Source organism: Rhodopseudomonas sp. B29, assembly GCF_000333455.1.
Classification (GTDB): Bacteria; Pseudomonadota; Alphaproteobacteria; order Rhizobiales; family Xanthobacteraceae; genus Rhodopseudomonas.
Genome location: NZ_BADD01000403.1, coordinates 1 through 21,614, shown reverse-complemented (window position 1 = coordinate 21,614; position 21,614 = coordinate 1). Strand labels below are relative to the sequence as shown.

Below are 21,614 nucleotides of genomic sequence, written 5' to 3'. Positions count from 1 at the left end.
CAGCTCGAGTCGTGCGGGTCCTTGTCGCCGAGCGCGGCGGCGGCCGTCTTGGCGAGCCGCGCCGAGACGCCGATGCGTAGCGAGCCGGTGACCAGCTTCAGCAGCGCCCAGCGCCCGGTCTCGTCCAGCTCATCGAGCCAGCGTGCGAGCTGAGCCGGCAGCTCGGCCTTGCCGAGGCTGTGAAGGGTGGTGACGATCTCGGTCAGCGATGGCGGAGGGGGATTGTTGTGGCCGGCGCTTAGTTCTGAAGCGATATCGTCGCCACGCGCGGGACGTGCCCCCTCTCCCGCTTGCGGGAGAGGGTTGGGGTGAGGGCGCTCCAAGGATGGCGTCCCGTTGTGGACCCCCACCCCCGACCCCTCCCCGCAAGGGGGAGGGGAGGGAGCCGTGCCTGTGGCAAGGGAGTGGCGCACCGCTCGCGGTAGCGGCCACATCAGCGCGACCGTCTCCGACAGATCGCCGACATAGTCATAGGATAGGCCGAACAGCACCGGATCAGTCCGTTCGGCGATCAGCGCGCGAATGACTGCCGGCTTGGCGTGGCGGAACGACAGCGCGCCGGTCAGCGCCGCCAGCGCGTAGCCGCGATCGGGGTCTTCGACCTCGCGGAAGTAATTGGTGATCAGCCGCAGCTTGTTGTTGCGGCCGGGCTCGTAGGCGAGGCGGTCGAGCAGTTCGGCGAAGCGGTTCATGCCTCGGCGGCCTCGCTCTCGGCCGCCGGCATGCCGACGTCTTCGTCCTCGTCGCCGTAGCCCACCAGATCGAGCGGCCGCGCCGCGAGTCCCTTGCTCTGGCACCAATGCACCAGCGCGTCTTCCTGGCCGTGCGTGACCCAGACTTCACCCGCGCCGGTCGCCGCGATCGTCGCCGTTAGCCCGTCCCAGTCGGCGTGGTCGGAGATCACCAGCGGCAGCTCGACGCCGCGCTGGCGCGCGCGAGCGCGCACCCGCATCCAGCCCGAGGCGAACGCAGTGAGCGGATCGGGAAAACGCCGTGTCCACAGATCGGAGGTCGCCGACGGCGGCGCCAGCGTGATGGTGCCGGCGAGCTTGGCTTTCTTGACGCCTTTCACCGGGCGCAGCTCGCCGAGCGGCACGCCGCGGTCCCGATAGTAGTAGGTGATCTTGTCCATCGCGCCGTGCAGATAGATCGGGGCGTCGTAGCCGGACTCGCGGATCAGCGCGATCACCCGCTGCGCCTTGCCGAGCGAGTAGGCGCCGACCAGATGCGCGCGTTCGGGAAACAGCCTCAGCGAATCGAGCAGCTTGCCGACCTCGCCGGCGGCGTCGGGATGGCGGAACACCGGCAGGCCGAATGTCGCCTCGGTGATGAACACGTCGCAGGGCACGATCTCGAACGGCGTGCAGGTCGGGTCGGGCGCATCCTTGTAGTCGCCGGAGGCGACGATGCAGATGCCGCCGCAGCTCACCGCGACCTGGGCCGAGCCGAGCACGTGGCCGGCCGGATGAAACTTCACCCGGACCTTACCGAGCGTGATCTCTTCGCCGTAACGAATCGCCTGCGTCGATCCGGCGAAGTTGTCGCCGTAGCGCAGCCGCATCATGTCGAGGGTTTCCTGCGTCGCCAGCACGGCGCCGTGGCCCGGGCGGGCGTGGTCGGAATGGCCGTGCGTGATGACGGCGCGGTCAACCGGCTGCACCGGATCGATGTGAAAACCGCCGGGCTTGCAACACAGGCCGGACGCGGTCGGGATCAGGATGTCGTGCGGACGCATGTTGGTTATATAGGCCCCCTGTCATGCCAAACGAGTCGCCGCCCGTCCCGGTTCCGTCGATGCCGACGCGCCTGTTCCTCACCTCCGGAAACGTCCTCGCCGATCGGCGCTACGACTTCGCGCGCGATCTGTTGCTGCGCGGCGATTCGGCGGCTGCGGCCGAACTGCTGGAGCAGGCCGTCGAACTCGAGTCCGGCTTTGCTTCGGCGTGGTTCACGCTCGGCGAGATCCGCGAAGATCAGCTCGGCGACCGCGCCGGTGCTATCGCGGCCTATCAACATGCGCGCGCCGCCGATCCGCAGGATCGCCATGGCGCCCGCCTGCGGCTGAGCCGGCTCGGCGCTGCCGACCTCGATCCGATGAGTCCAGCCTATGTCGGAGCGCTGTTCGATCAATATGCCCCGCGCTTCGAGAAATCGCTGGTCGGAGACCTCGGCTATCGCGGTCCGGCGCTATTGCTCGAGGCCATCCAAGATGCCGCGCGCACACTCGGCCGGCCGGCGCGGTTCGCCCGTGCGCTCGATCTCGGCTGCGGCACCGGCCTCGCCGGCCGTGCCTTCGCGCCGATCGTGGACGAGATCATCGGCTTCGATCTGTCGGCGCAAATGATCGAACGCTGCCGCGCCACTCGCCTTTATACACGGCTCGTCGTTACCGATTTGGTTGCAGGCCTCGCGGGCGAGCCGCCAGCGAGCGCCAATCTGATCCTCGCCGCCGACGTCCTGGTCTACATGCGGGATGTCGGTCCAATGCTGCGCGAAGTAGCTCGCGTGCTAATGCCGGGCAGCCTGTTCGCCTTCACGGCTGAGACGCATGACGGCGACGGTGTGGTTCTGACGGAGGGGCTGCGCTTCGCGCAATCGGGGGCTTATCTGAAAGGCGAGATCGCTGACGTCGGGCTGTCCGTCGCGTTGCTCGACAACGCCTCAGCCCGCAACGAGCACGACCGGCCACTGCCCGGCCTCGTGGTCGTGGCCACCAAGTCTTGAGCGCCTACAAGTTCAACTCCTCTCCACGATCGCAGCGAGCTCCCTCTCCCGCTTGCGGGAGAGGGTTGGGGTGAGGGCGACACGAGTAGTGAGTCAGCGAATCGCGGAGAGGAGTGCCCTCACCCGTCCCGGCTCCGCTGCGCTACGCCGGACCGACCTCTCCCGCAGGCGGGAGAGGTTGCGCCGTGCTTGCTGCGCGGGCCATTCGAACATCGCTGGCAGAGCCTGAGCCCAATCGCCACAAACAAAAACCCCGGCCGTGAGGCCGGGGTTTCGTAGTCAGCAGCGCTGTAGATGCGCGAAGAATTTCGGCGATCAGTACTTTGCCACGACCGGCTGGTTGAAGTGATAGTTGATGCCGGTGCGCAGGATGTGCTCCGAGGTCCGCGTGGTGTTGACGCCGGTGCCGCCGGCGAACACGTCGGTCGAGCGGCCGAGGTCGACGTAGAGGTACTCGGTCTTCGACGTCCAGTTCGGGCCGAGCAGGCCGAGCAGCGTGAACGGGGTCTCGATGCCGCCGCCCGCGGTCCAGCCGCTGCGGTTGCGGGTGAAGGTGTCGTTGCTGGTCGGCGTCACGATGTTGGTCTTGACGCTGCCATAGGCGTAACCGGCAGTGCCGTAGAACAGCGTAGAGCCAAGACCGTAACCGACCCGGCCGCGCACCGTGCCGAACCACGGCATCTTCTCGTTGTAGCGAGCCTGCGTCAGCAGAACGGTGGTGTGGTCGTCCTTCAGGGTCGTGCCCTGGAAGTCGGCTTCGGCACCGATCACCCAGCTGCCGGCCTGGAAGTTGTAACCGATCTGGCCGCCGCCCAGCCAACCGTCAGGCGCCAGGTTGAAGGTGTCGGTGTTGGCACCCAGCGTCGCGGTGGTGCGCTTGCGCGCAGCGGACGAGCCGCCGAAGTTGCCGCCGAGATAGAGACCCGACCAGTTCGCCACCGGCGTCGCGACGTAATTCACGTTCGGGCCGCCGAAGCGATAGTTCAGGCCGGCGCGGAAGATGTTTTCGCGGGTCTCGGTGCGCAGCGACTGCGCGCCGAACGTGTCGGTGCGGTTGCCGAGATCGAGATACAGATACTCGATCTTGCCGGTCCAGTTGCCCCACAGCGCGGCTTCGACGCCGGAGCCGATGGTCCAGCCCGACTGGGTGCGGCTGAAGTTGAACGGCACCAGGCCGGTTTCGGTGACTGTGGTCTTGACGTTGCCGGCAGCGAAACCGCCGGTGAAGTAGCTGACCACCGGGCCGCGCACCACGCCGATGCGGCCGCGCACGGTGCTGAACCAGTCGAGCTTCTGCGAGTAGCCGACCGGGCCGGTGAGGCTGTTCAGCCGGGTGCGGTCGTCGCTCATGCCGCTGCCCTGGATGTCGGCTTCGACGCCGAGCAGCAACGGACCGAGGATCGAGTTGGTCTGCCAGTTGTAGCCGATCTGGCCGCCACCGATGGCGCCCGAGGGTTCCAGATAGGTGCTGTTGGCGGTGCCGCCCGCCGGATAGGAGTGATTCGCCAGGGTGCGACCGAGGCCGACGCCGACGTTCGCGCCGATGTAAAAGCCCGTCCAATCATAGATCGCCGCCACCGGCGCCTTGAGATAGGGAGCCTTGACGGCGAGGTCGGCAGCCTGGGCGCTGAAGCCGAAAATGCTGAGCGCGGAGCCGAGCAAAGCCGCTCGGGCGATCGATCTTGTCATGGATAAGCACCTTGCAAATTGAAACTCGATCTTACCTGCCCAGGTGAATCCGGTCTGTACCCGGTGCGCCACACTGAGCAATATTCGGCAACCAATCGTGCCGAGAATCCTATGATTGCCAGAGCCTTAACGGGCCTGGCGGGAACCCGCGCAAGCCGCTGCGGCGACCGGTCGCTGGCAAAATCGTCCGGATAGTCCGGAGAGCGGCAAATCCGCCACTGATTCGCTCGGGACCAGCTTGCGAAGCACCGTCGGTTTCAACAGGATGTCCCGAAGCCGACGGCTAACACGCCGCGGCGAACAAAAAGCCGGGGGCGCCAGCCAAACCGGCCTTTCAGGGAGGATACCCATGATGAATTCGCGCAACCAGTTTGCGTTTTCGGCCGCTATGGCCGGCGTGCTGCTGTCGGCCGCGGTCGCCGTTGCGGCGGACAAGAAATACGATCCGGGCGCCAGCGACACCGAGATCAAGATCGGCCAGACCGTGCCGCATTCCGGCCCAGGCTCTCTCTATGGCGTGCTCGGCCGCGTCGGCGAAGCCTATTTCCAGCAGCTCAACGAGAAGGGCGGCATCAACGGTCGCAAGGTCAAGTTCATCACCCTCGACGACGCCTACAGCGCCCCCAAGGCGGTCGAGGCGACGCGGCGGCTGGTCGAGCAGGACGAGGTGCTGGCGCTGTACGGCTCGCTCGGCACCGCGCCGCAGACCGCCGTGCACAAATACCTGAACTCCAAGCAGGTGCCGCAGCTGCTGCTCAACACCGGCGCCTCGAAGTGGAACAACCCCAAAGAATACAAATACACGATGGCCGGCCTGCCGCTGTATCCGACCGAAGCGCGGATCCTCGCCAAATACGTGCTCAGCGTGAAGCCCGACGCCAAAATCGCCATCCTGTACCAGAACGACGATTTCGGCCGCGACTTCCTGGGGCCGTTCAAGAAGGTGCTGGAAGATGCCGGCGGCAAAGCCAAGGTGGTGGCCGAGGCCAGCTATGATCTGACCGAGCCGACCATCGACTCGCAGCTGATCAATCTGTCGAAGTCCGGCGCCGATGTGTTCTATAACATCACCACCGGCAAGGCGACGTCGCAGTCGATCCGCAAGGTCGTCGAACTCGGCTGGAAGCCGCTGCAGCTGTTGTCCGCCGGCTCGACCGGGCGTTCGATTCTCGAAGCCGCCGGCCTCGACAATGCCAAGGGCATCGTGGCGATCTCCTACGCCAAGGACATCGGCTCGGCCAAATACGCCGACGATCCCGACGTCAAAGCCTTCGACGAGCTGCGCAAGAAGTATCTGCCGAACGTCGCGGCCGACAACTCCATCGCCTTCGCCGGCTATGGCCAGGCCGCCGCGATGGCCGAAATCCTGCGCCGCTGCGGCGACGACCTGACCCACGCCAACGTCATCAAGCAGGCCTCGATGCTGGGCGGCTTCCATGCCCCGCACATGCTCAACGGCGTCAGCTACTCCTACACGCCCACCGACTACACCTCGATCAAGACGCTCTACACGATGCAGTTCAACGGCAAGGATTGGGACATCTCGGACAAGCCGGTGACGGAGTGATCGGCCATTAGTATCAACACCGCGGCGGCCACCGCCGCGGTGTTGATGATCATCCGACGTCTTCTCTCCGTCATTGCGAGCCGAAGGCGAAGCAATCCAGCTCTCTGTATTGAGCTGGATTGCTTCGTCGCTTCGCTCCTCGCAATGACGGGGAGGGGGATCTCGGCTCAAAAACGCCTCAGCGCTCGGCAAGACGTTGCGGCGACCTCGACCTCCGCCGTCCCAATGCCTACCTTGCCGGCGTGAGCATCGCCGAGCCTGAGCTTTCCCTCGATCTTCTGCCTGAACGGTTCCAGCGCTGGTTCGCCGCGCGCGGATGGGCGCCGCGTGATCATCAGCTCGCGCTGTTGGACAAGGCCCGTGCGAACCGCTCGGCGCTGCTGATCGCCCCGACCGGCGCCGGCAAGACGCTGGCGGGCTTTTTGCCGTCGTTGGTGGAGCTGTCTTCCAACCTCTCCCCGCCTGCGGGGAGAGGTCGACTTGTCGGCGCAGCCGGCAAGTCGGGTGAGGGGGCTGATGAGTCTCTGCTCGAACAAGCGGCGCGATCTGCCGAGGCGCCCCCTCATCCGGCGCTGCAAGCTGCGCTTGCCGCGCCACCTTCTCCCCGCGCGCGGGGAGAAGGACGGGGGCCGCCGAGCCGCGGTCTGCACACCCTCTACATCTCGCCGCTGAAAGCACTCGCCGTCGATATCGCCCGCAATCTCGAAGCGCCGATCGCGCAGATGAAGCTGCCGATCCGGGTCGAGACCCGCACCGGCGACACGCCGGTGTCGCGCCGCGCCCGGCAGCGCAAATATCCGCCCGACATTCTGCTGACGACGCCCGAACAGCTCGCGCTGCTGCTCGCCTCGGACGACGGCCCGTATCTGTTCGGCTCGCTGAAGCGCATCGTGCTCGACGAGCTGCACGCGCTGGTCACCTCCAAGCGCGGCGATCTGTTGTCGCTCGATCTGGCGCGGCTGTGGCGGCTCGCGCCGCAGGTGCGCGCGATCGGCCTGTCGGCGACGGTGGCCGATCCGGACGAACTCGCGCGGTTCCTGGTGCCGCAGCCCGATGGCCACGCCCTCTCAGCCGACATCGTCATCGCCGGCGGCGCCGCGCCGCCGATCGTCGAGATGCTGGATACCAAAGAGCGGCTGCCCTGGGCTGGCCACTCCGCGCGCCACGCGCTGGCCGAGATCTACGATCTCATCAAGGCCAACAAGACCACGCTGGTTTTCGTCAACACCCGCAGCCAGGCCGAGATGCTGTTCCAGGAGCTGTGGCGGATGAACGACGACAATCTCGCCATCGCGCTGCATCACGGCTCGCTCGATGTCGGCCAGCGCCGCAAGGTCGAGGATGCGATGGCGGCGGGCCGGCTGCGCGCCGTGGTGTGTACCTCGTCGCTCGATCTCGGCGTCGACTGGGGCGACGTCAATCTCGTCGTCAATGTCGGCGCGCCGAAAGGCTCGTCGCGGCTGATGCAACGCATCGGCCGCGCCAATCACCGCATCGACGAGGCCTCGCGCGCCGTGCTGGTGCCGTCCAACCGCTTCGAAGTGCTCGAATGCGTCGCCGCGATCGATGCGGTGGCGGAGAATGCGCAGGACACGCCGCCGCAGCGCAAGGGCGCGCTCGACGTGCTGGCGCAGCACATCCTCGGCCGCGCCTGCGGCGAGCCGTTCTTTGCCGACGATCTCTATGCGGAAGTCCGCAGCGCCGCGCCTTACGCCGATCTCAGCCGTGCCGATTTCGACGACACGCTGGATTTCGTCGCCACCGGCGGCTACGCGCTGAAGAGCTACGAGCGCTTCGCCCGCATCAAGCAGGACAAGCAGGGCAAATGGCGCGTCGCCAATCCGCGCGTGCGGCAGAGCTACCGGCTCAATGTCGGCACCATCGTCGAAGAGGCGATGCTGAAGGTCAAACTGGTGCGGGCCTCGCGCGGCGCCAAGTCGGGCTCGACCGGCGCCATCGCGCGCGGCGGCAAGATGCTGGGCCAGATCGAGGAAGGCTTCATCGAGGGCCTGACGCTCGGCGACACCTTCGTGTTCGGCGGCGAGGTGGTGCGCTACGAGGCGCTGGTCGAGGATCAGGTGTATGTGTCGCGCGCGCACGACAAGGACGCGCGGGTGCCGTCATATCTCGGCGGCAAGTTCCCGTTGTCGACTTATCTGGCGGAGCGCGTCCGCGGTCTGTTAGCCGAGCCGAAAAGCTGGAGGGCGCTGCCCGATCAGGTACGTGAGTGGCTGTCGTTGCAGAGCCACGCCTCGAGGGTTCCGGCCAAGCGCGAACTGGTGGTCGAGACGTTTCCGCGCGCCAATAAATACTATCTTGTTTGCTACCCTTTCGAGGGCCGGCTGGCGCATCAGACGCTCGGCATGCTGCTGACGCGGCGGCTGGAGCGTGCCCGCGCGCGGCCGCTCGGCTTCGTCGCCAACGAATACGCCCTGGCGGTGTGGGGGCTGGGCGACCTGTCGCATATGATCCGCCACGGCCGGCTCGATCTCGACGCGCTGTTCGATCCCGACATGCTCGGCGACGATCTCGAAGCCTGGCTCGCCGAATCCGCGCTGATGAAGCGCACGTTCCGTTACTGCGCCATCATCTCCGGCCTGATCGCGCGTCGCTTCGCCGGCGAAGAGAAGACCAAACGCCAGGTGCTGTTCTCGACCGATCTGGTTTACGACGTGCTCAACAAGCATCAGCCCGACCACGTGCTGCTGCGCGCCGCCCGCGCCGACGCCGCCACTGGCCTGCTCGATCTGCGTCGGGTTGGTGATATGCTGGCGCGAATCAGAGGCCGAATCGTCCACAAGGAACTCGACCGGGTTTCGCCGCTCGCCGTGCCGGTGATGCTGGAAATCGGCCGCGAACCCGTGTACGGCGAGGCCTCCGACGAACTGCTCGCCGAGGCCGCCGACGAACTGGTGCGCGAGGCGATGGAAGGTCGGGATTCGTAGGATGGGTTGAGCGTCAGCGAAACCCATCACTCCGCGCACAGAACTATCCGTCATGCCCGGGCTCGTCCCGGGCATCCACGAATACAGCATTCCCCCGAGCTCATCGTGGATGGCCGGGACAAGCCCGGCCATGACGACAATGTTTGCCGATCCACTCCCGATCAACGACTGCATCGTCACCATCGCCGGTGCGACGTTCGTCGCCGATCTGGCGGGCGCGCTGTATTGGGAAGACGAGCGCCTGCTGGTCGTGTCCGATCTGCATCTCGAAAAAGGCTCGAGCTTCGCGATGCGCGGCGTGCTGCTGCCGCCTTACGACACGGTGGCGACGCTGGGACGGCTCGGGGCAGTGATCACCCGGTTCGATCCGAAGACGGTGATCGCGCTCGGCGACAGTTTCCACGATCGCGACGCGCATGATCGCCTGTCGGAGACCAATCGCGACATCCTCGTCGCCTTGCAGACGCGGCGCGACTGGATCTGGATTGCCGGCAATCACGATCCGGCGCTGCCGTCCAATCTCGGCGGCAGCGTTGCCGACGAAGTCGCGATCGGGCCGATCACCTTCCGTCACGAGCCGACCGGTGCGCGTGGCGAGATCGCCGGGCACCTGCACCCGAAGGCGCGCGTCAGCCGCCGCGGCCGCGGCGTCGAACGCCGCTGTTTCGCCGGCGACGGGATGCGCGTGGTGATGCCGGCGTTCGGCTCCTACGCCGGCGGGCTCAACATCCGCGACGCGGCTTTCGCCCGGTTGTTCCGCCTCGACGCTCTGATCGCCCACGTCCTCGGCGATCACCGTCTGCATGCCATCGCTGCGTCGCGGTGCTGCTGAGCGCCTGACTGGCGCCGCACTCACCTCTCCACGAGTCATTCCGGGGCGCTCACGAAGTGAGCGAACCCGGAATCTCTGCGTGCGCTACAACTTCGGGATTCCGGGTTCGCCGCCGCGCGGCGCCCCGGAATGACGGGGCTTGAACTACGCCGCTTTGGCCTGCACCTCGTCGCAGAATTCGGCGAGCTTGTCGGCGAGGCGCAGCGTGGCCGGGCTGGCGTCGGGGCTGGCGACCAGCGCGAGCTCCGTGCGGTCGATTGGTGGAAAGCCGTCGCGCGCGGTCAGCTTGCGATGATCGGATTGGATCGACATTTCCGATAGCAGCGACAGGCCCAGCCCGGCGGCGACCGCGGCCTGAATGCCGGCGAGGCTCGAACTCGTATAAGACATGTGCCAGCGCCGTCCGGCGGCTTCGATCGCGTGGATCGCGCGGGTGCGATACAGGCAGCCGCCGGGGAAGAAGATCAGCGGCACGCTGTCGGCCCTGGCGTTGCAGGGATGGTTCTTGCTGTTGACCCAGTACACCCGCTCCGGCCACACCGCGATCGCATTCTTGCCGCCGGCATCGCGTTTGAGCAGCGCGAGGTCGAGATCGCCGCGTTCGAGATCGCGCTTGAGGTTGAGGCTCTGATCGGCACGGACGTCGAGCCGCAGGCCCGGCCGCGCACGCGAGAAACTGCCGAGCAGCCGCGGCAGCCGATAGGCGGCGAAATCTTCCGGAATACCGAGCCGGATAGCGCCGTCCTGGCTCGGTCGCGCCACCACGTCGCGCGCCTCTTCGGCCAGCGCCAGCAGCCGCCGTGCGTAGGACAGCAGCCGCTCGCCGGCTTCAGTCGGTGCGACCTCCTTGCCGTTGCGGTTGAGGAGTTGCTGGCCGAGATCGTCTTCCAGCCGCTTGATCTGCTGGCTGACCGTCGATTGCGTCCGGTGCACCCGCTCGCCGGCGCGAGTGAAGCCGCCGGCGTCCACCACCGAAACGAAGCTGCGCAACAATTCGAGATCGAGCATCGCCGGCGCCTCTGGCATTTGAAAATCCACTGACGAGGATCGTATCATTTAATTTTCAAATGACAATCTGGCGGCCTACATCTGGGACCCGACAGGAGCCACCCCCGATGTCCCTCGTTCAGCCGATCGCCGCACCACATCCCCGCTTCAACTGGTTGCCGATCCAGATCGCCGTGTTCTGCGTGCTGTGGAGCTTCGCCTTCATCGCCGGCAAGATCGCCGTCACCGATTGTCCGCCGCTGATCCTGCTGGCGGCGCGGTTCTTGCTGGCCGGCGTTTTGATCTTCGGCATCGTGGCGCTGCGCCGCGAGCGCTGGGCGCTGAGCTGGCGTGACCTCGCGTCGTTCGCGCTGATCGGCGTCGCTAACAACGCGCTGTATCTCGGCCTCGGCTATACGGGGCTACAGACGGTGTCGGCCGGCCTCGGCACGCTGATCGTCAGCGCCAATCCGGTGTTCACCGCGGTGCTGTCGGCGCTATGGCTGGGCGAAGCGCTGAGCTGGCGCAAGGTCGCAGGCCTGATTCTCGGGGTCGGCGGCGTCGCTTTCATCGTCTGGTACCGGATTTCGATCGGCAGCGACGCCGTGCACGGCATCCTGTTCACGCTCGCTTCGCTAGCCTCGATCGTCGGCGGCACCGTGCTGTTCAAGCTGCTGAAGCCGAAGGGCAGTCTTTTGGTCGGCAACGGCATCCAGAACCTCGCTGCCGGCATCGTGCTGATCCCGTTCGCGCTGCTGCTGGCCAATCCCGCCGACATCGTGGCGAACCCGCGGCTGATCGCGTCGTTCGCCTATCTCGTGCTCGGCGGTTCGATCCTGGCTTATCTCTTGTGGTTTCAGATCCTCAGCAGCTCCGGCGCGACTGCGGCCAGCGCCTGGCATTTCGTGATGCCGCCGCTCGGCATGCTGTTCGCGTGGCTGGTGCTCGGCGAGCATCTCGCGCCGCGCGACCTGATCGGCATCGTCCCGGTCGCTCTCGGCATCTATCTGGTCACGCGCCCTGCGGCGCCAAGGAGGACACCATGAATCCGCGCATCGCCCTGATCGGCGGCCCGACGGCGCTGATCGAAATCGACGGCTTCCGGCTGCTCACCGATCCGACCTTCGACCCGCCGGGCGATTATCAGCTACCCCACGTCACGCTGCAGAAGCTGGTCAGCCCGGCGCTCGGTGCCGATGCAATCGGGGCGGTCGACGCCGTGCTGCTCAGCCACGATCAGCACGCCGACAATCTCGACCACGCCGGCCGCGCGTTTCTGCCCCGTGCAGCGCGGGTGCTGACGACGGTCGTCGGGGCGGCGCGGATCGGTGGTCACGCCGAAGGCCTGGCGCCTTGGCAGACAATAGATCTCACCAACTCCGCTGGCCGTGTCCTGCGCGTCACCGCGACGCCGGCGCGGCACGGGCCGGCCGGCATCGAGCCGTTGTCCGGCGACGTCATCGGCTTCGTGCTCAGCTCGCCCTCGGATGCCTTTCGGCCGATCTACGTCACCGGTGACACGGTTTGGTACGACGGCGTCGCCGAGGTGGCGCGGCGGTTCGATGTCGGCGTGGTGCTGCCGTTTGCGGGCGCCGCGCAGACGCGAGGACCGTTTCATCTCACCATGGACGTCAACGACGTGATCGAGACCGCGCGCGCTTTCGCCAGTGCGGCCATCGTGCCGCTGCATGCCGAGGGTTGGGCTCATTTCAGCCAGAACCAGGAGGATCTGCGCGGCAGCTTCGACACGCTCGGCATCGGTTCGCGCCTGACAATGCTCGCGCCCGGCGTCGCCACTGAGATCGCAAGCAACACTTGATCCAAGCCGCGGCGGCGATTAGTCCTGCATGGCCGTTCGGGGCCGGGAACAAGCCGAGTCATTGACGGTTACTTATTGTCCGGCAATGAGCCAGCGGAGTCGCGACCGATCGTGAGCCCCCATCTCGAGCGCGATACACAAGCTCCGCATTCGCCGCTCGCGGCGCCCGAAGACACGGTCGGGACCATGCAGCGTCTCGAAACCTTCCGAATCGGCGGTTTCCTCAAGACCCTCGGTCCCGGCCTGATCACCGGGGCCTCCGACGATGATCCGTCCGGCATCGGGACCTACAGCCAGGCCGGGGCGCAGCTCGGTTACGGCATCGGCTGGACCATGCTGCTGACCTTTCCGCTGATGGCGGCGATCCAGGAAATCTCCGGGCGTGTCGGTCGCGTCACCGGCCACGGCATCGCCGGCAATGTCTGTCGCCATTACTCCGGCCGGCTGCTCAATGTGATCGTGGCGATGCTGTTCATCGCCAACACGATCAACATCGCCGCCGACCTCGCCGCGATGGGCGACGCCACCAAGCTGCTGATCGGCGGCCACGCACTGCTTTACGTGGTCGGCTTCGGTGTGATCTCGGTGGTGGCGCAGATCTTCTTCGACTACAAGCGCTACGTCTCGGTGCTGAAATGGCTGACGCTGTGCCTGTTCGCCTATGTGGGCGCGCTGGCGGTCGCCAAGGTGAACTGGGGCGCGGCACTCAGCGGCGTGTTCATCCCGCATCTCACCTTCAGCAGCGACTACATCACCACCATCGTGGCGATCCTCGGGACTACGATCTCGCCCTATCTGTTCTTCTGGCAGGCCTCGCAGGAGGCCGAGGAAGAGCGCATCGATCCCGACAAGAAGCCGCTGATCCGCTCGCCGCGCGATGCCCCGCTGGAATTCCAGCGCATCCGCGCCGACACGATCATCGGCATGGCCTTCTCCAATCTGATTGCGCTGGCGATCATGACGACCGCTGCTGCAACTCTGCACGCCGTCGGCAAGACCGATCTCAACACCTCGGCCGAAGCCGCCGCGGCGCTGGAGCCGATCGCCGGCCGCTTCGCCGAAGCGATCTTCGCGCTGGGCATCGTCGGCACCGGGCTTCTCGCAATCCCGGTGCTGGCCGGCTCGACGGCCTATGCGGTCGGCGAAGGCCGGCGCTGGCCGGTGGGTCTGGCGCGCAAGCCGAAGGAAGCGGCGGCGTTCTATGGCGTGCTGGCGCTCGCCGGGGCGCTCGGCGTTGCGTTGAACTTCGCCCCGATCGATCCGATCTCGGCCCTGTATTGGAGCGCGGTCATCAACGGCGTCCTGGCGGTGCCGGTGATGGTGCTGCTGATGCTGATGGCGCGGAGCAAGCATGTCATGAAACGCTTCGTCGTCCGCGGCCCGCTGCATTGGCTCGGCTGGCTGTCGACCGCCGCGATGGCGATCAGCGTCGTGGCAATGGGCGTCGGGTATCTATTTTAGCAGTTCTCAGGACGGGCCATTCCGGGACGCGCTGTCGGTCGACCACAAGCAGGTCATTCCGGGGCGCGCCGCAGGCGCGAACCCGGAATCTCGAAGTTATTGCGCGAGGACGCGTCGCGGGTGCCCGCCACATCGGGATTCCGGGTTCGCGCGCTCTGCGCGCGCCCCGGAATGACGGGGCAGGGAGAGGTTCTCAATCCCGCCTGAACACGATCGACGCCATCCAGCCCGACATCAGCGCCATCAGGGCGGTGAGGACGCCGTAAATCAGCCCGTGCTGCCGAGCCGCATCGGCGACGAATTGTTCGAAGCCGATCTTGGCGATTTCGAACGAGGTCTCGGTCTCGGTGAGGAGTTCGCCGCCCGAGAACAGCTTGATCTGCACATCGTAGCTGCCGATCGGCACCTGCGCCGGCAGGGGAATGCCGGTGCGGAACAGCGTCGGCGTCAGGAATTTCACCGCCGCGGCGTCCTCGTGATACAGGCCGCGCTCGGTGCGCAGTCGGACGAAGGCGCTGCGAAACTGATCGTCGGAAACGACATCCGCGTAGTCGGTGCCGATGCGCTGGGTCAGCAGCACGTGTGAGATGCCGAGCTGCTGGCGGCGCCGCACGTCGATCGGCGCGATGCTGTCGATCGGCCGGTTCGAAAACACCGCCAGATAGATCGGCACCATCAGGAATTCGCGCGAGTCGGCGTTGATCCAGATGCCGAAGCGACGTTCCTTGCGACGCGTCACCATGTCGGCGCGTGGGCCGGTCACGGTCACCACCAGATCGTAGCGGGCGGCGTCGGTCGGCGCCGGGTTGTCGCGCTCGATCGAGCCGAACAACACCAGCTCGCCGCCCGCATAGTTCGGCGTCACGGTGATGCGAGCGTTGGACACCGAGACGATCAGCTTTTCCGCCCGCGCGCCGCCGAGCGGCAGCGCCAGCACGAACAGCAGCGCCGTCAATAGAAGCCGTGGCGCTGCGCCGCTCATGTCGACGGCCCGACTTCGCGGATGGTGAACAATTCCGCCGGGCGAATGCCGAGCTCGATGGCGAAGCGGATTCCGACTGCCAGCACCAACAGGCCGAGCAGCAGCCGCAATTGCTCGCCGGCGATGCGTTGGCCGGCGCGGGCGCCGAACTGCGCGCCGGTGACGCCGCCGATCATCAACAGCAGCGCCAGCACAGCGTCGACCAGATGGCTGGTGGCGGCGTGCAGCACGGTGGCGACCAGCATCGTCACCAGCGTCAGAACAGCGGAGGTTCCGACCACGGTCGCGGTCGGCACCCGCAGCAGATAAATCAGCATCGGCACCAGGATGAAGCCGCCGCCGACGCCCATCACCGAACCGATGAAGCCGATCAGGACGCCGATCGCCACCACCGGGATCACCGACAGATAGATCTTGGAGCGTTTGAAGCGGATCTTCAGCGGCAGCGCGTACAGCCAGTTGCGGTTGCCGGAGCGCCGCGCCATCGCCACCTGGCCGCGGCGGGTGCGCAGAATGGCGCGAAAACCCTCGTACACCATCAGTCCGCCGACGGCGGTCAGCAGCACTACGTAGGAGATGGCGATCACGAGATCGAGCTGACCGACCGAGCGCATCAGCACGAAAAACCAGACGCCGAGTCCGGTGCCGGCGATGCCGCCGCATAGCAGCACGAAGGCGAGCATCGGATCGATCGCGCGGCGCCGCCAATAGGATAGCGCGCCGGTGAAGGACGAGGCCGCCATGTGGCTGGTGACGGAGGCGACTGCGACAGCGGGCGAGATGCCGACGAAGATCAAGAGCGGCGTCATCAGGAAGCCGCCGCCGATGCCGAACATTCCCGACACGAACCCGACCGCGGCGCCCATCGCCAGGATCAGCAGAACATTGACCGGGATGTCGGCGATCGGAAGATAGAGCTGCACGCGCGGTCCGCTTCGGGGTTCTTTCGCCGCCGAGGGCGGCATTGTCCGCCGACCTGCATAGCCGAAATCAGTCCGCGCCGGGATGAAATAATCCTCCGCACCGAGCGTTGATGGCCCGATACGGCGGGTTTTCGTCCACTTAGTGAACGGACGTGCTTAGCGCGCGGCGCGTTTGGTCGCAGCCTGCTTGGCGGGTGCGGCGGCGTCCCATCCGCCGGCGGGCGCCGCCACCTGCGTGGCTTCTTCCGGCTGCGGCTCGACCGTGAAGGTCTGCACCGCCAGCTTGGCGGCGGCGAGCGATTGCGGATCGAGGCGCTTGGCGAGGTCGTCGCGCTTGCGGCCGGCGTCGGCGTCGCCCTGGGCGGCGGCCAGAGAGAACCACTTGTACGACTCGGCGAGGTTTTGTTCGACGCCGATGCCGCGGGCATAGAGGATGCCGAGGTTGAACTGGCTGTCGGCGACGCCGCGTTCGGCAGCCTTACGGAACCAGTCGGCAGCTGCCTTGTAGTTCGCGCCGCGCGAACCGCCGTCGGCTTCCAGCACCGCGAGGTTGTGCATCGCCTTGGCGCTGCCGCGGTCGGCCGCCTGCGTGTAGTAGCGTCGCGCCGCGTCGGTATCGCGCTTCATGCCGAGACCCTTCTCGTTCAGGGTCCCGAGCCGGAAGATCGCCGGGATCACGCCGGCCTGCGCTGCACGCGTGTACCACTTGGCGGCTTCCTCGAAATTCACCGGCACGTTGCGGCCTTCGCCGAAGCGCATCGCGACCTCGTAGGCCGCGGTGGCGTCGCCCTTGAGCGCGGCCTGGCGCAGCGCCGCACCGCCGATGGCCTCGGGCAGCTTTTCGTCGGCGGGGACCGCGATGGTCGCATATTTCACAGGAGCCGCAGGCGGAACCATGCGCGGTGCCGACAGCGCGCCGGTCACGTCGTCACCAGCGCTGGCGATGGTCGTGTTGGCCGGCGGCGCCGCGGCGGCGATCGGAGACACCGGAGCCGGCGCGGCGAGCGACTGCCGCTCGACCGGCGTCGGCGACATCATCGACGGCGCCACCGATTTGGTGGGCGCTGGCGCCGGAGTGGCTGCCGGCGGTGGCGCGTCGTCGTCTTCATCGTCGGCGGAAGGCGAGGCTTGCGGTGCCGGCGTGCTGACATGAGCAGGCGTCGAGCTGCCGCCGTCGAGCAGATCCATCGTCATCTTGAAGGTGCCGAGCACGATCACCACGACACTGGCGCCGACCAGCAACGAGCGGATCTTGGAGCTGAAGCCGGAGCCGGGCTTGCCGTCGCCGCCGGTCGGCTTGGTCGCATCCGGCTTTGACTTGTCGGCTTTGACCTTCTCGCCCTTGGGCTTGTCGCCCGATGTCGTGGCTGCGGCGGCGGCCTGCGCTGCGCGGCGTGCGGCGGCGATGAAGTTGGTGGCGCTGGCCGGTTCGGGCCTGGGCGCGCCGAGTTCGCTGATCGCGTTCTCCGAGGCGGCGATCCGCTCCGACGGCGTTGCGGCCCGCCCGAGCGGACGCGTACCCGGCTCCAGCGGATGATCGGGCGGCAGATCGGCCTTGATGGCCGGCCGGGCCGGCACGATCTGCGGCTCGTTCGAAGCCGGCGCCAGAATGTCGTGGATCGCCTTCGGCGTCGCCACCGTCGGGGCGAAGTCGCGCGGCGCAGCCTCGAACGTGGGCGCGGCGGGATTGGGCATTTCGGGGCGCGGCGGCAGCGGAGCCGGACGTGGCTCCGGCGCTGCGGCGACAGGCTGCGACCGCATAGGCTCGGGCGCCGGCGCCATCACGGGCGCGGGGGGCGGTGCAGTCCGAGCGGAGCGCAGATCTCCCTCGATCATCGCCAGCCGATCGACGACGTGGCCGAGCGTGTTGTGCACGGCCTCGAGCGAGTCCTGGGTGTGGCGATCGGTCTCCGACTGGCTGAAGCGCATGTCGGAGAGTTCGCGCTTGATGGTGTCCACGAACGCCGGATCGAGGCCGCCCGCCGGCTGCGGGCGGTCGAACCGGTTGAAGCTTTCCTGCTGCCGCTCCAGCATGCGCAGGATGTCGTGCAAGCCTTCTTCGATGCGGTCGAAATTGCCGGCGCCGCGCTGGCTGGCGGCGGCTTCCATGCGCTCGAGCAGATAGCCGACGCGCTGCTCGAGATGCGCGAAAGCCGACTCGCTGTCGTTGCCGACCGGCATCTTGTCGAGCCGTTCCGACAGCGCGCGGACTGCGCCTTCGAGATGTTCGGACGGCGCGGGGGCCGGATGACGTTCGCGAGATTCCAAGGCAGCTGTCAGCGCCGAGATGCGATCTTCGAGCGCCGCGAAAGACAGGCTGTGGTCCTCGCTGCGCGACAGCTGATCGATCTTGCCGGCGAGCGCGCGGACGTTGTCGCTGAGTTGCGCCAGCGTTTCGTTGGAGGCGACGTTGGAGACGATGGCGCGCAGCGCCGTGATGGCGTTTTCGAGCTGCTGCACGGTCGAGGGATCGTCGCTGTTGCGCACGATCATGTCGATCTTACCGCCGAGATTGCGGATCGCGTCGTCGAAGCCGGCCAACTGTTCGGCCGGTGTCAGCGACCGCAGCGCATCGTGAATTTCGCCGAGCGCGCGTTCGATATTGCCGATCAGCTGATCGTCGCTGCCGCTGCTGCGAGTCTGGTCGAGCCGCTGCGCGAGGGACTTGATCTCGCCTTCCAGCGACTCGATCGCCTTGCGCGGCAGCGCGTCGGTGATGGTCTGGCGGATCTCGGCGAGGTCGGAACGGAACGCGGCGATCGATTGCTCGACCGACTCTTGCCGCTGCATCGCGTCGATCTGGGTGGTGATCTTGAGCAGCTGCTGTTCGAGGGTGGAGAAGTTCGGCCCGGACGGCGGCGCCCTCGGGGGGGACATCGCAGGCGACATGGCGGGCGCGATCGGCGGAGCGAACTCCGGCGGCTGCCGCGGCGGCATGCGGTCGCGCGGGGAGTCGAGTTCGCTCTGCCGCGCCGAAATCTCCGCGATGGCGCGGTCGAGCGCGCTCGGGTCGAGCGGCGGCGAGGTGTGATAGACCTGAGCGGCGGCGCGCTCGACCCGTTCGGTCGAGGCCGGGGGCGGCTCGGGCGTCTGCATGAACATTGGGGCGGCCGGCTTCGGCTCGCTGATCCGCGCCAGTCGCGCATCGAGCCGCGAGATCGCGTCGTTGAGCTGCCGCGCCACGACCGGTTCGCCAGCCTTGGCGGCCGGTCGGGACAATTGCTCGATCTGGCGGGCAATGGAGTCGAGCCGCTGGTGAATCTCGGCGACTTCGTGCGCGTCGCGATCGGCCATTGCGGCGCGGCTGCTGGGGGCCTCGCCCTGCTGGCTGCGCAGCCAATCGGCAAGCGACAGGCCGGCGCGCCTGGCGGCGGCCTCGGCTCGTTCGCGTGCTGCCGGTTCTAATCCGTCGACGCTCCACGATACGCGATTCATGCTGTTGTCCGCTCGAACTCGGCGCTCGACTACGCCTTTGCAAACCTCCCCTCGTGTCCCGTCGTACAGACAAGCGCAGCCGAAGCCGGAGGTGTGCCCCTGGCGCCGATTTTTTCGTGTTAGGTAAATACCGAGTTAAGGAACTGTTAAGCGGCTCGTTAAAGTTGTTTCTGGCGTGTCCCGCCCTGCCGCGTGTCGCCCGTGCGCGTCCGCGCTTCAGCGCGTGAACAGCGCGCTGATGTCGTCGACGTCGGCTTCGGTCACCACCGTCAGGCCGCGATTGAGGACGGCAGTCTGGCCGATATAGGCCCAGTACAGGAATTCGGCGCGTGGGAGTGCCCTGCGGCTCTCCACGCCGGACTCGATCAGCAGCTTGGCCAGATACCCGACCCGCCTGGCATCGACGTCGGCGACCATCTCGGCGGCGGCGGCATCGGTTGCCGCCAGCTCCCGGATCGCCCGGTCCAGGCTGCGGTCTTCATTGAAGGCCAGCTTCATCAGATGCGTCAACCGGGCCGGCCCGACGATCGCGGTGTCGACTTCGCGAAACACTTCGTCGGTGGCGCGCTCCTGCCAAAGCTGCAGCAACTGCTGGCGGAAGTCGGTGGCGTCGCGGAAGTGCCAGTAGAAGCTGCCGCGCGACACATCGAGCCCCGCCGCGAGTTCGCCGACCTTGAGCGCATTGGCGCCCTCGCGGGCCAGCGTCCGCAGCCCGTGCGCCAGCCAGTCCGCCCGCGTCAGCCGATCCTTGGTGTCCGATTCCATGGGCGGGACCATACACGAGTGTATTGACACGTCCAGACTGGGGCGGTTACATGACATTCATAGGTGTATGGAGACGGTCCATCAGAATGCGGCCTTCGCGGCTGCCGGGGCCGTCGCTGTGGGAGGAACACGCGTGCACGGCATGTCGGTCCAGGCGCCGCAAACTGGCGCGCCCTCATTTGCCCTGCGTTCGGGCGCCACCGCCTCAGCATTTTATCTTTTTCACCCGCACGTCAGCTGATCCGGAGGCCATCGATGAAGGGGCTCGACAAGTGGTACGCGTTCATGCGCTCCAAGGACGCCGCGTCGCTGTGGAATTTGCTGCACCCCGACGTGGTGTTCGAAAGCCCGGTGGTTCACACCCCGCAAGCCGGGCGTGACCTCACATTCAAATACCTCAAGAGCGCCGAAAAGGTTCTGGGCGGCCCGGGCTTCAAGTATCTGGGCGAATGGCGCAACGACACCGTCGCCGTGCTGGAATTCGAAACCGAGATCGACGGCATCAAGATCAATGGCGTCGACATGATCACCTTCGCCGAGGATGGCTGTATTACGCATTTCAAGGTCATGGTAAGACCATTGAAAGCGATCAATCTGCTGCATCGGCTGATGGGAGAGCAGCTCGCGCGTCAATAAGACGCCTCGGCAAAGCCGGACCGATCCGGCCATCGTTGGCCGTTTCCTGACGATATGCTTCCCGACGACACGCTTCGCTAAACCAATCCCGATCGAGAGAACCGCATGACGATCTACAAGGCCCCTGTTGAAGATGTCGGCTTCCTGCTGAACGACGTGTTCGCGTTCGATCGCTACAATAATCTCCCTGGCTTCGCCGACGCGGCGCCGGATGTGCGCGACGCCATCATCAATGAGGCGGCCCGCCTGAGCGAAGAGGTGCTGCACCCGCTCAATACGGTCGGGGATCAGCAAGGCTGCACCCGTCACGACGACGGCAGCGTCACCACGCCGAAGGGCTTCAAGGACGCCTACAAGCAGATCGCCGAGGGCGGCTGGATGGGCCTGTCATCGCCGCCGGAATTCGGCGGCCAGGGCCTGCCGATCACTCTGACCCAGACGGTGCAGGAATTCCTGAACTCCGCCAACATGGCGTTCGCGATGTATCCGGGCCTGACGATGGGCGCGGCGGCGGCGCTGACGGTTCACGGCACGCCGGAGCAGAAGCAGATCTATTTGCCCAAGATGGTCGCCGGCGAATGGACCGGCACCATGAACCTGACCGAGCCGCAATGCGGCACCGATCTTGGCCTCTTGCGCACCCGCGCCGCCAAGCAGGCCGACGGCAGCTACAAGATCACCGGCACCAAGATCTTCATCTCGGCCGGCGAGCATGACATGGCCGACAACATCATCCATCTGGTGCTGGCTCGGATCGAGGGTGCGCCGGCTGGTATNCAGGGCATCTCGCTGTTCGTGGTACCGAAGTTCATCGTCAATGCCGACGGCTCGCTCGGTGCCCGTAACGGC

At 66.6% G+C, this 21,614-nt stretch carries 16 protein-coding genes and 1 pseudogene; 9 read left to right on the top strand and 8 right to left on the bottom strand.

Going from position 1 to position 21,614, the window contains the following annotated elements:
* Together I5M_RS14495 and I5M_RS14490 are read right to left on the bottom strand one after the other, a co-directional pair.
* Positions 1–692 (bottom strand): annotated as a pseudogene (locus I5M_RS14495) (ATP-dependent DNA ligase); the annotation flags it as partial.
* Complete coding sequence (locus I5M_RS14490) at positions 689–1,735, bottom strand: ligase-associated DNA damage response exonuclease (RefSeq protein WP_022722055.1); 1,047 nt, start codon at positions 1,733–1,735, stop codon at positions 689–691. The pseudogene I5M_RS14495 and the gene I5M_RS14490, both read right to left, overlap by 4 nt.
* A gap of 59 nt (positions 1,736–1,794) precedes the next feature.
* On the opposite strand from I5M_RS14490, the gene I5M_RS14485 reads away from it, so the two are divergent.
* Positions 1,795–2,724: a class I SAM-dependent methyltransferase gene (locus I5M_RS14485; RefSeq protein ID WP_022722054.1), complete on the top strand. Its 930-nt coding sequence runs from the start codon at positions 1,795–1,797 to the stop codon at positions 2,722–2,724.
* Positions 2,725–3,039: 315 nt separating this feature from the next.
* On the opposite strand, the gene I5M_RS14480 is transcribed toward I5M_RS14485, so the two are convergent.
* Positions 3,040–4,413 (bottom strand): outer membrane protein, encoded by a 1,374-nt coding sequence (locus I5M_RS14480; protein ID WP_031336417.1) that lies wholly within the window; start codon positions 4,411–4,413, stop codon positions 3,040–3,042.
* A 352-nt stretch (positions 4,414–4,765) separates the two neighbouring features.
* Here I5M_RS14480 and I5M_RS14475 point away from each other — a divergent pair, with 352 nt between their 5' ends.
* From I5M_RS14475 to pdeM, 3 genes are all read left to right on the top strand, one after another.
* Positions 4,766–5,980 (top strand): ABC transporter substrate-binding protein, encoded by a 1,215-nt coding sequence (locus tag I5M_RS14475; RefSeq protein ID WP_031336416.1) that lies wholly within the window; start codon positions 4,766–4,768, stop codon positions 5,978–5,980.
* Between the two features lie 242 nt (positions 5,981–6,222).
* Positions 6,223–8,925 (top strand): ligase-associated DNA damage response DEXH box helicase, encoded by a 2,703-nt coding sequence (locus I5M_RS14470; RefSeq protein ID WP_022722051.1) that lies wholly within the window; start codon positions 6,223–6,225, stop codon positions 8,923–8,925.
* A gap of 139 nt (positions 8,926–9,064) precedes the next feature.
* A complete protein-coding gene (gene pdeM, locus I5M_RS14465; protein WP_022722050.1) occupies positions 9,065–9,757 on the top strand; it encodes a ligase-associated DNA damage response endonuclease PdeM in 693 nt (230 codons plus the stop codon).
* Positions 9,758–9,901: 144 nt separating this feature from the next.
* Here pdeM and I5M_RS14460 read toward each other — a convergent pair whose 3' ends face one another.
* Complete coding sequence (locus I5M_RS14460; protein ID WP_031336414.1) at positions 9,902–10,765, bottom strand: LysR family transcriptional regulator; 864 nt, start codon at positions 10,763–10,765, stop codon at positions 9,902–9,904.
* Positions 10,766–10,872: 107 nt separating this feature from the next.
* On the opposite strand from I5M_RS14460, the gene I5M_RS14455 reads away from it, so the two are divergent.
* The 3 genes from I5M_RS14455 (at position 10,873) to I5M_RS14445 (ending at position 14,024) form a co-directional block, all read left to right on the top strand.
* A complete protein-coding gene (locus I5M_RS14455; protein WP_022722048.1) occupies positions 10,873–11,790 on the top strand; it encodes a DMT family transporter in 918 nt (305 codons plus the stop codon).
* Complete coding sequence (locus tag I5M_RS14450) at positions 11,787–12,563, top strand: MBL fold metallo-hydrolase (RefSeq protein ID WP_022722047.1); 777 nt, start codon at positions 11,787–11,789, stop codon at positions 12,561–12,563. Before I5M_RS14455 ends, I5M_RS14450 begins: the two co-directional genes overlap by 4 nt.
* A 186-nt stretch (positions 12,564–12,749) precedes the next feature.
* Complete coding sequence (locus I5M_RS14445) at positions 12,750–14,024, top strand: NRAMP family divalent metal transporter (RefSeq protein ID WP_051048760.1); 1,275 nt, start codon at positions 12,750–12,752, stop codon at positions 14,022–14,024.
* 193 nt (positions 14,025–14,217) lie between these two features.
* Here the strand turns inward: I5M_RS14445 and I5M_RS14440 are convergent, their stop codons facing one another.
* The 4 genes from I5M_RS14440 to I5M_RS14425 form a co-directional block, all read right to left on the bottom strand.
* Positions 14,218–15,006 carry a TIGR02186 family protein gene (locus tag I5M_RS14440; protein WP_022722045.1) on the bottom strand — a complete coding sequence of 263 codons (789 nt, stop codon included), beginning with the start codon at positions 15,004–15,006 and terminating at the stop codon, positions 14,218–14,220.
* Complete coding sequence (locus I5M_RS14435; protein WP_031336411.1) at positions 15,003–15,929, bottom strand: sulfite exporter TauE/SafE family protein; 927 nt, start codon at positions 15,927–15,929, stop codon at positions 15,003–15,005. The genes I5M_RS14440 and I5M_RS14435 overlap by 4 nt, the downstream gene beginning before the upstream one ends.
* A 156-nt stretch (positions 15,930–16,085) precedes the next feature.
* Positions 16,086–19,364, bottom strand: coding sequence for a tetratricopeptide repeat protein (locus tag I5M_RS14430; RefSeq protein WP_022722043.1), 3,279 nt, complete (start codon positions 19,362–19,364; stop codon positions 16,086–16,088).
* A gap of 216 nt (positions 19,365–19,580) precedes the next feature.
* The gene (locus tag I5M_RS14425; protein ID WP_022722042.1) at positions 19,581–20,129 is read right to left on the bottom strand and encodes a TetR/AcrR family transcriptional regulator; all 549 of its coding nucleotides are present in this window, start codon (positions 20,127–20,129) and stop codon (positions 19,581–19,583) included.
* A gap of 255 nt (positions 20,130–20,384) precedes the next feature.
* Between I5M_RS14425 and I5M_RS14420 the strand changes: the two genes are divergently transcribed.
* The gene (locus I5M_RS14420; RefSeq protein WP_031336409.1) at positions 20,385–20,765 is read left to right on the top strand and encodes a nuclear transport factor 2 family protein; all 381 of its coding nucleotides are present in this window, start codon (positions 20,385–20,387) and stop codon (positions 20,763–20,765) included.
* 105 nt (positions 20,766–20,870) lie between these two features.
* On the top strand, positions 20,871–21,614 hold a 744-nt coding region (locus I5M_RS14415), incomplete at its 3' end, for an acyl-CoA dehydrogenase family protein (RefSeq protein ID WP_022722040.1).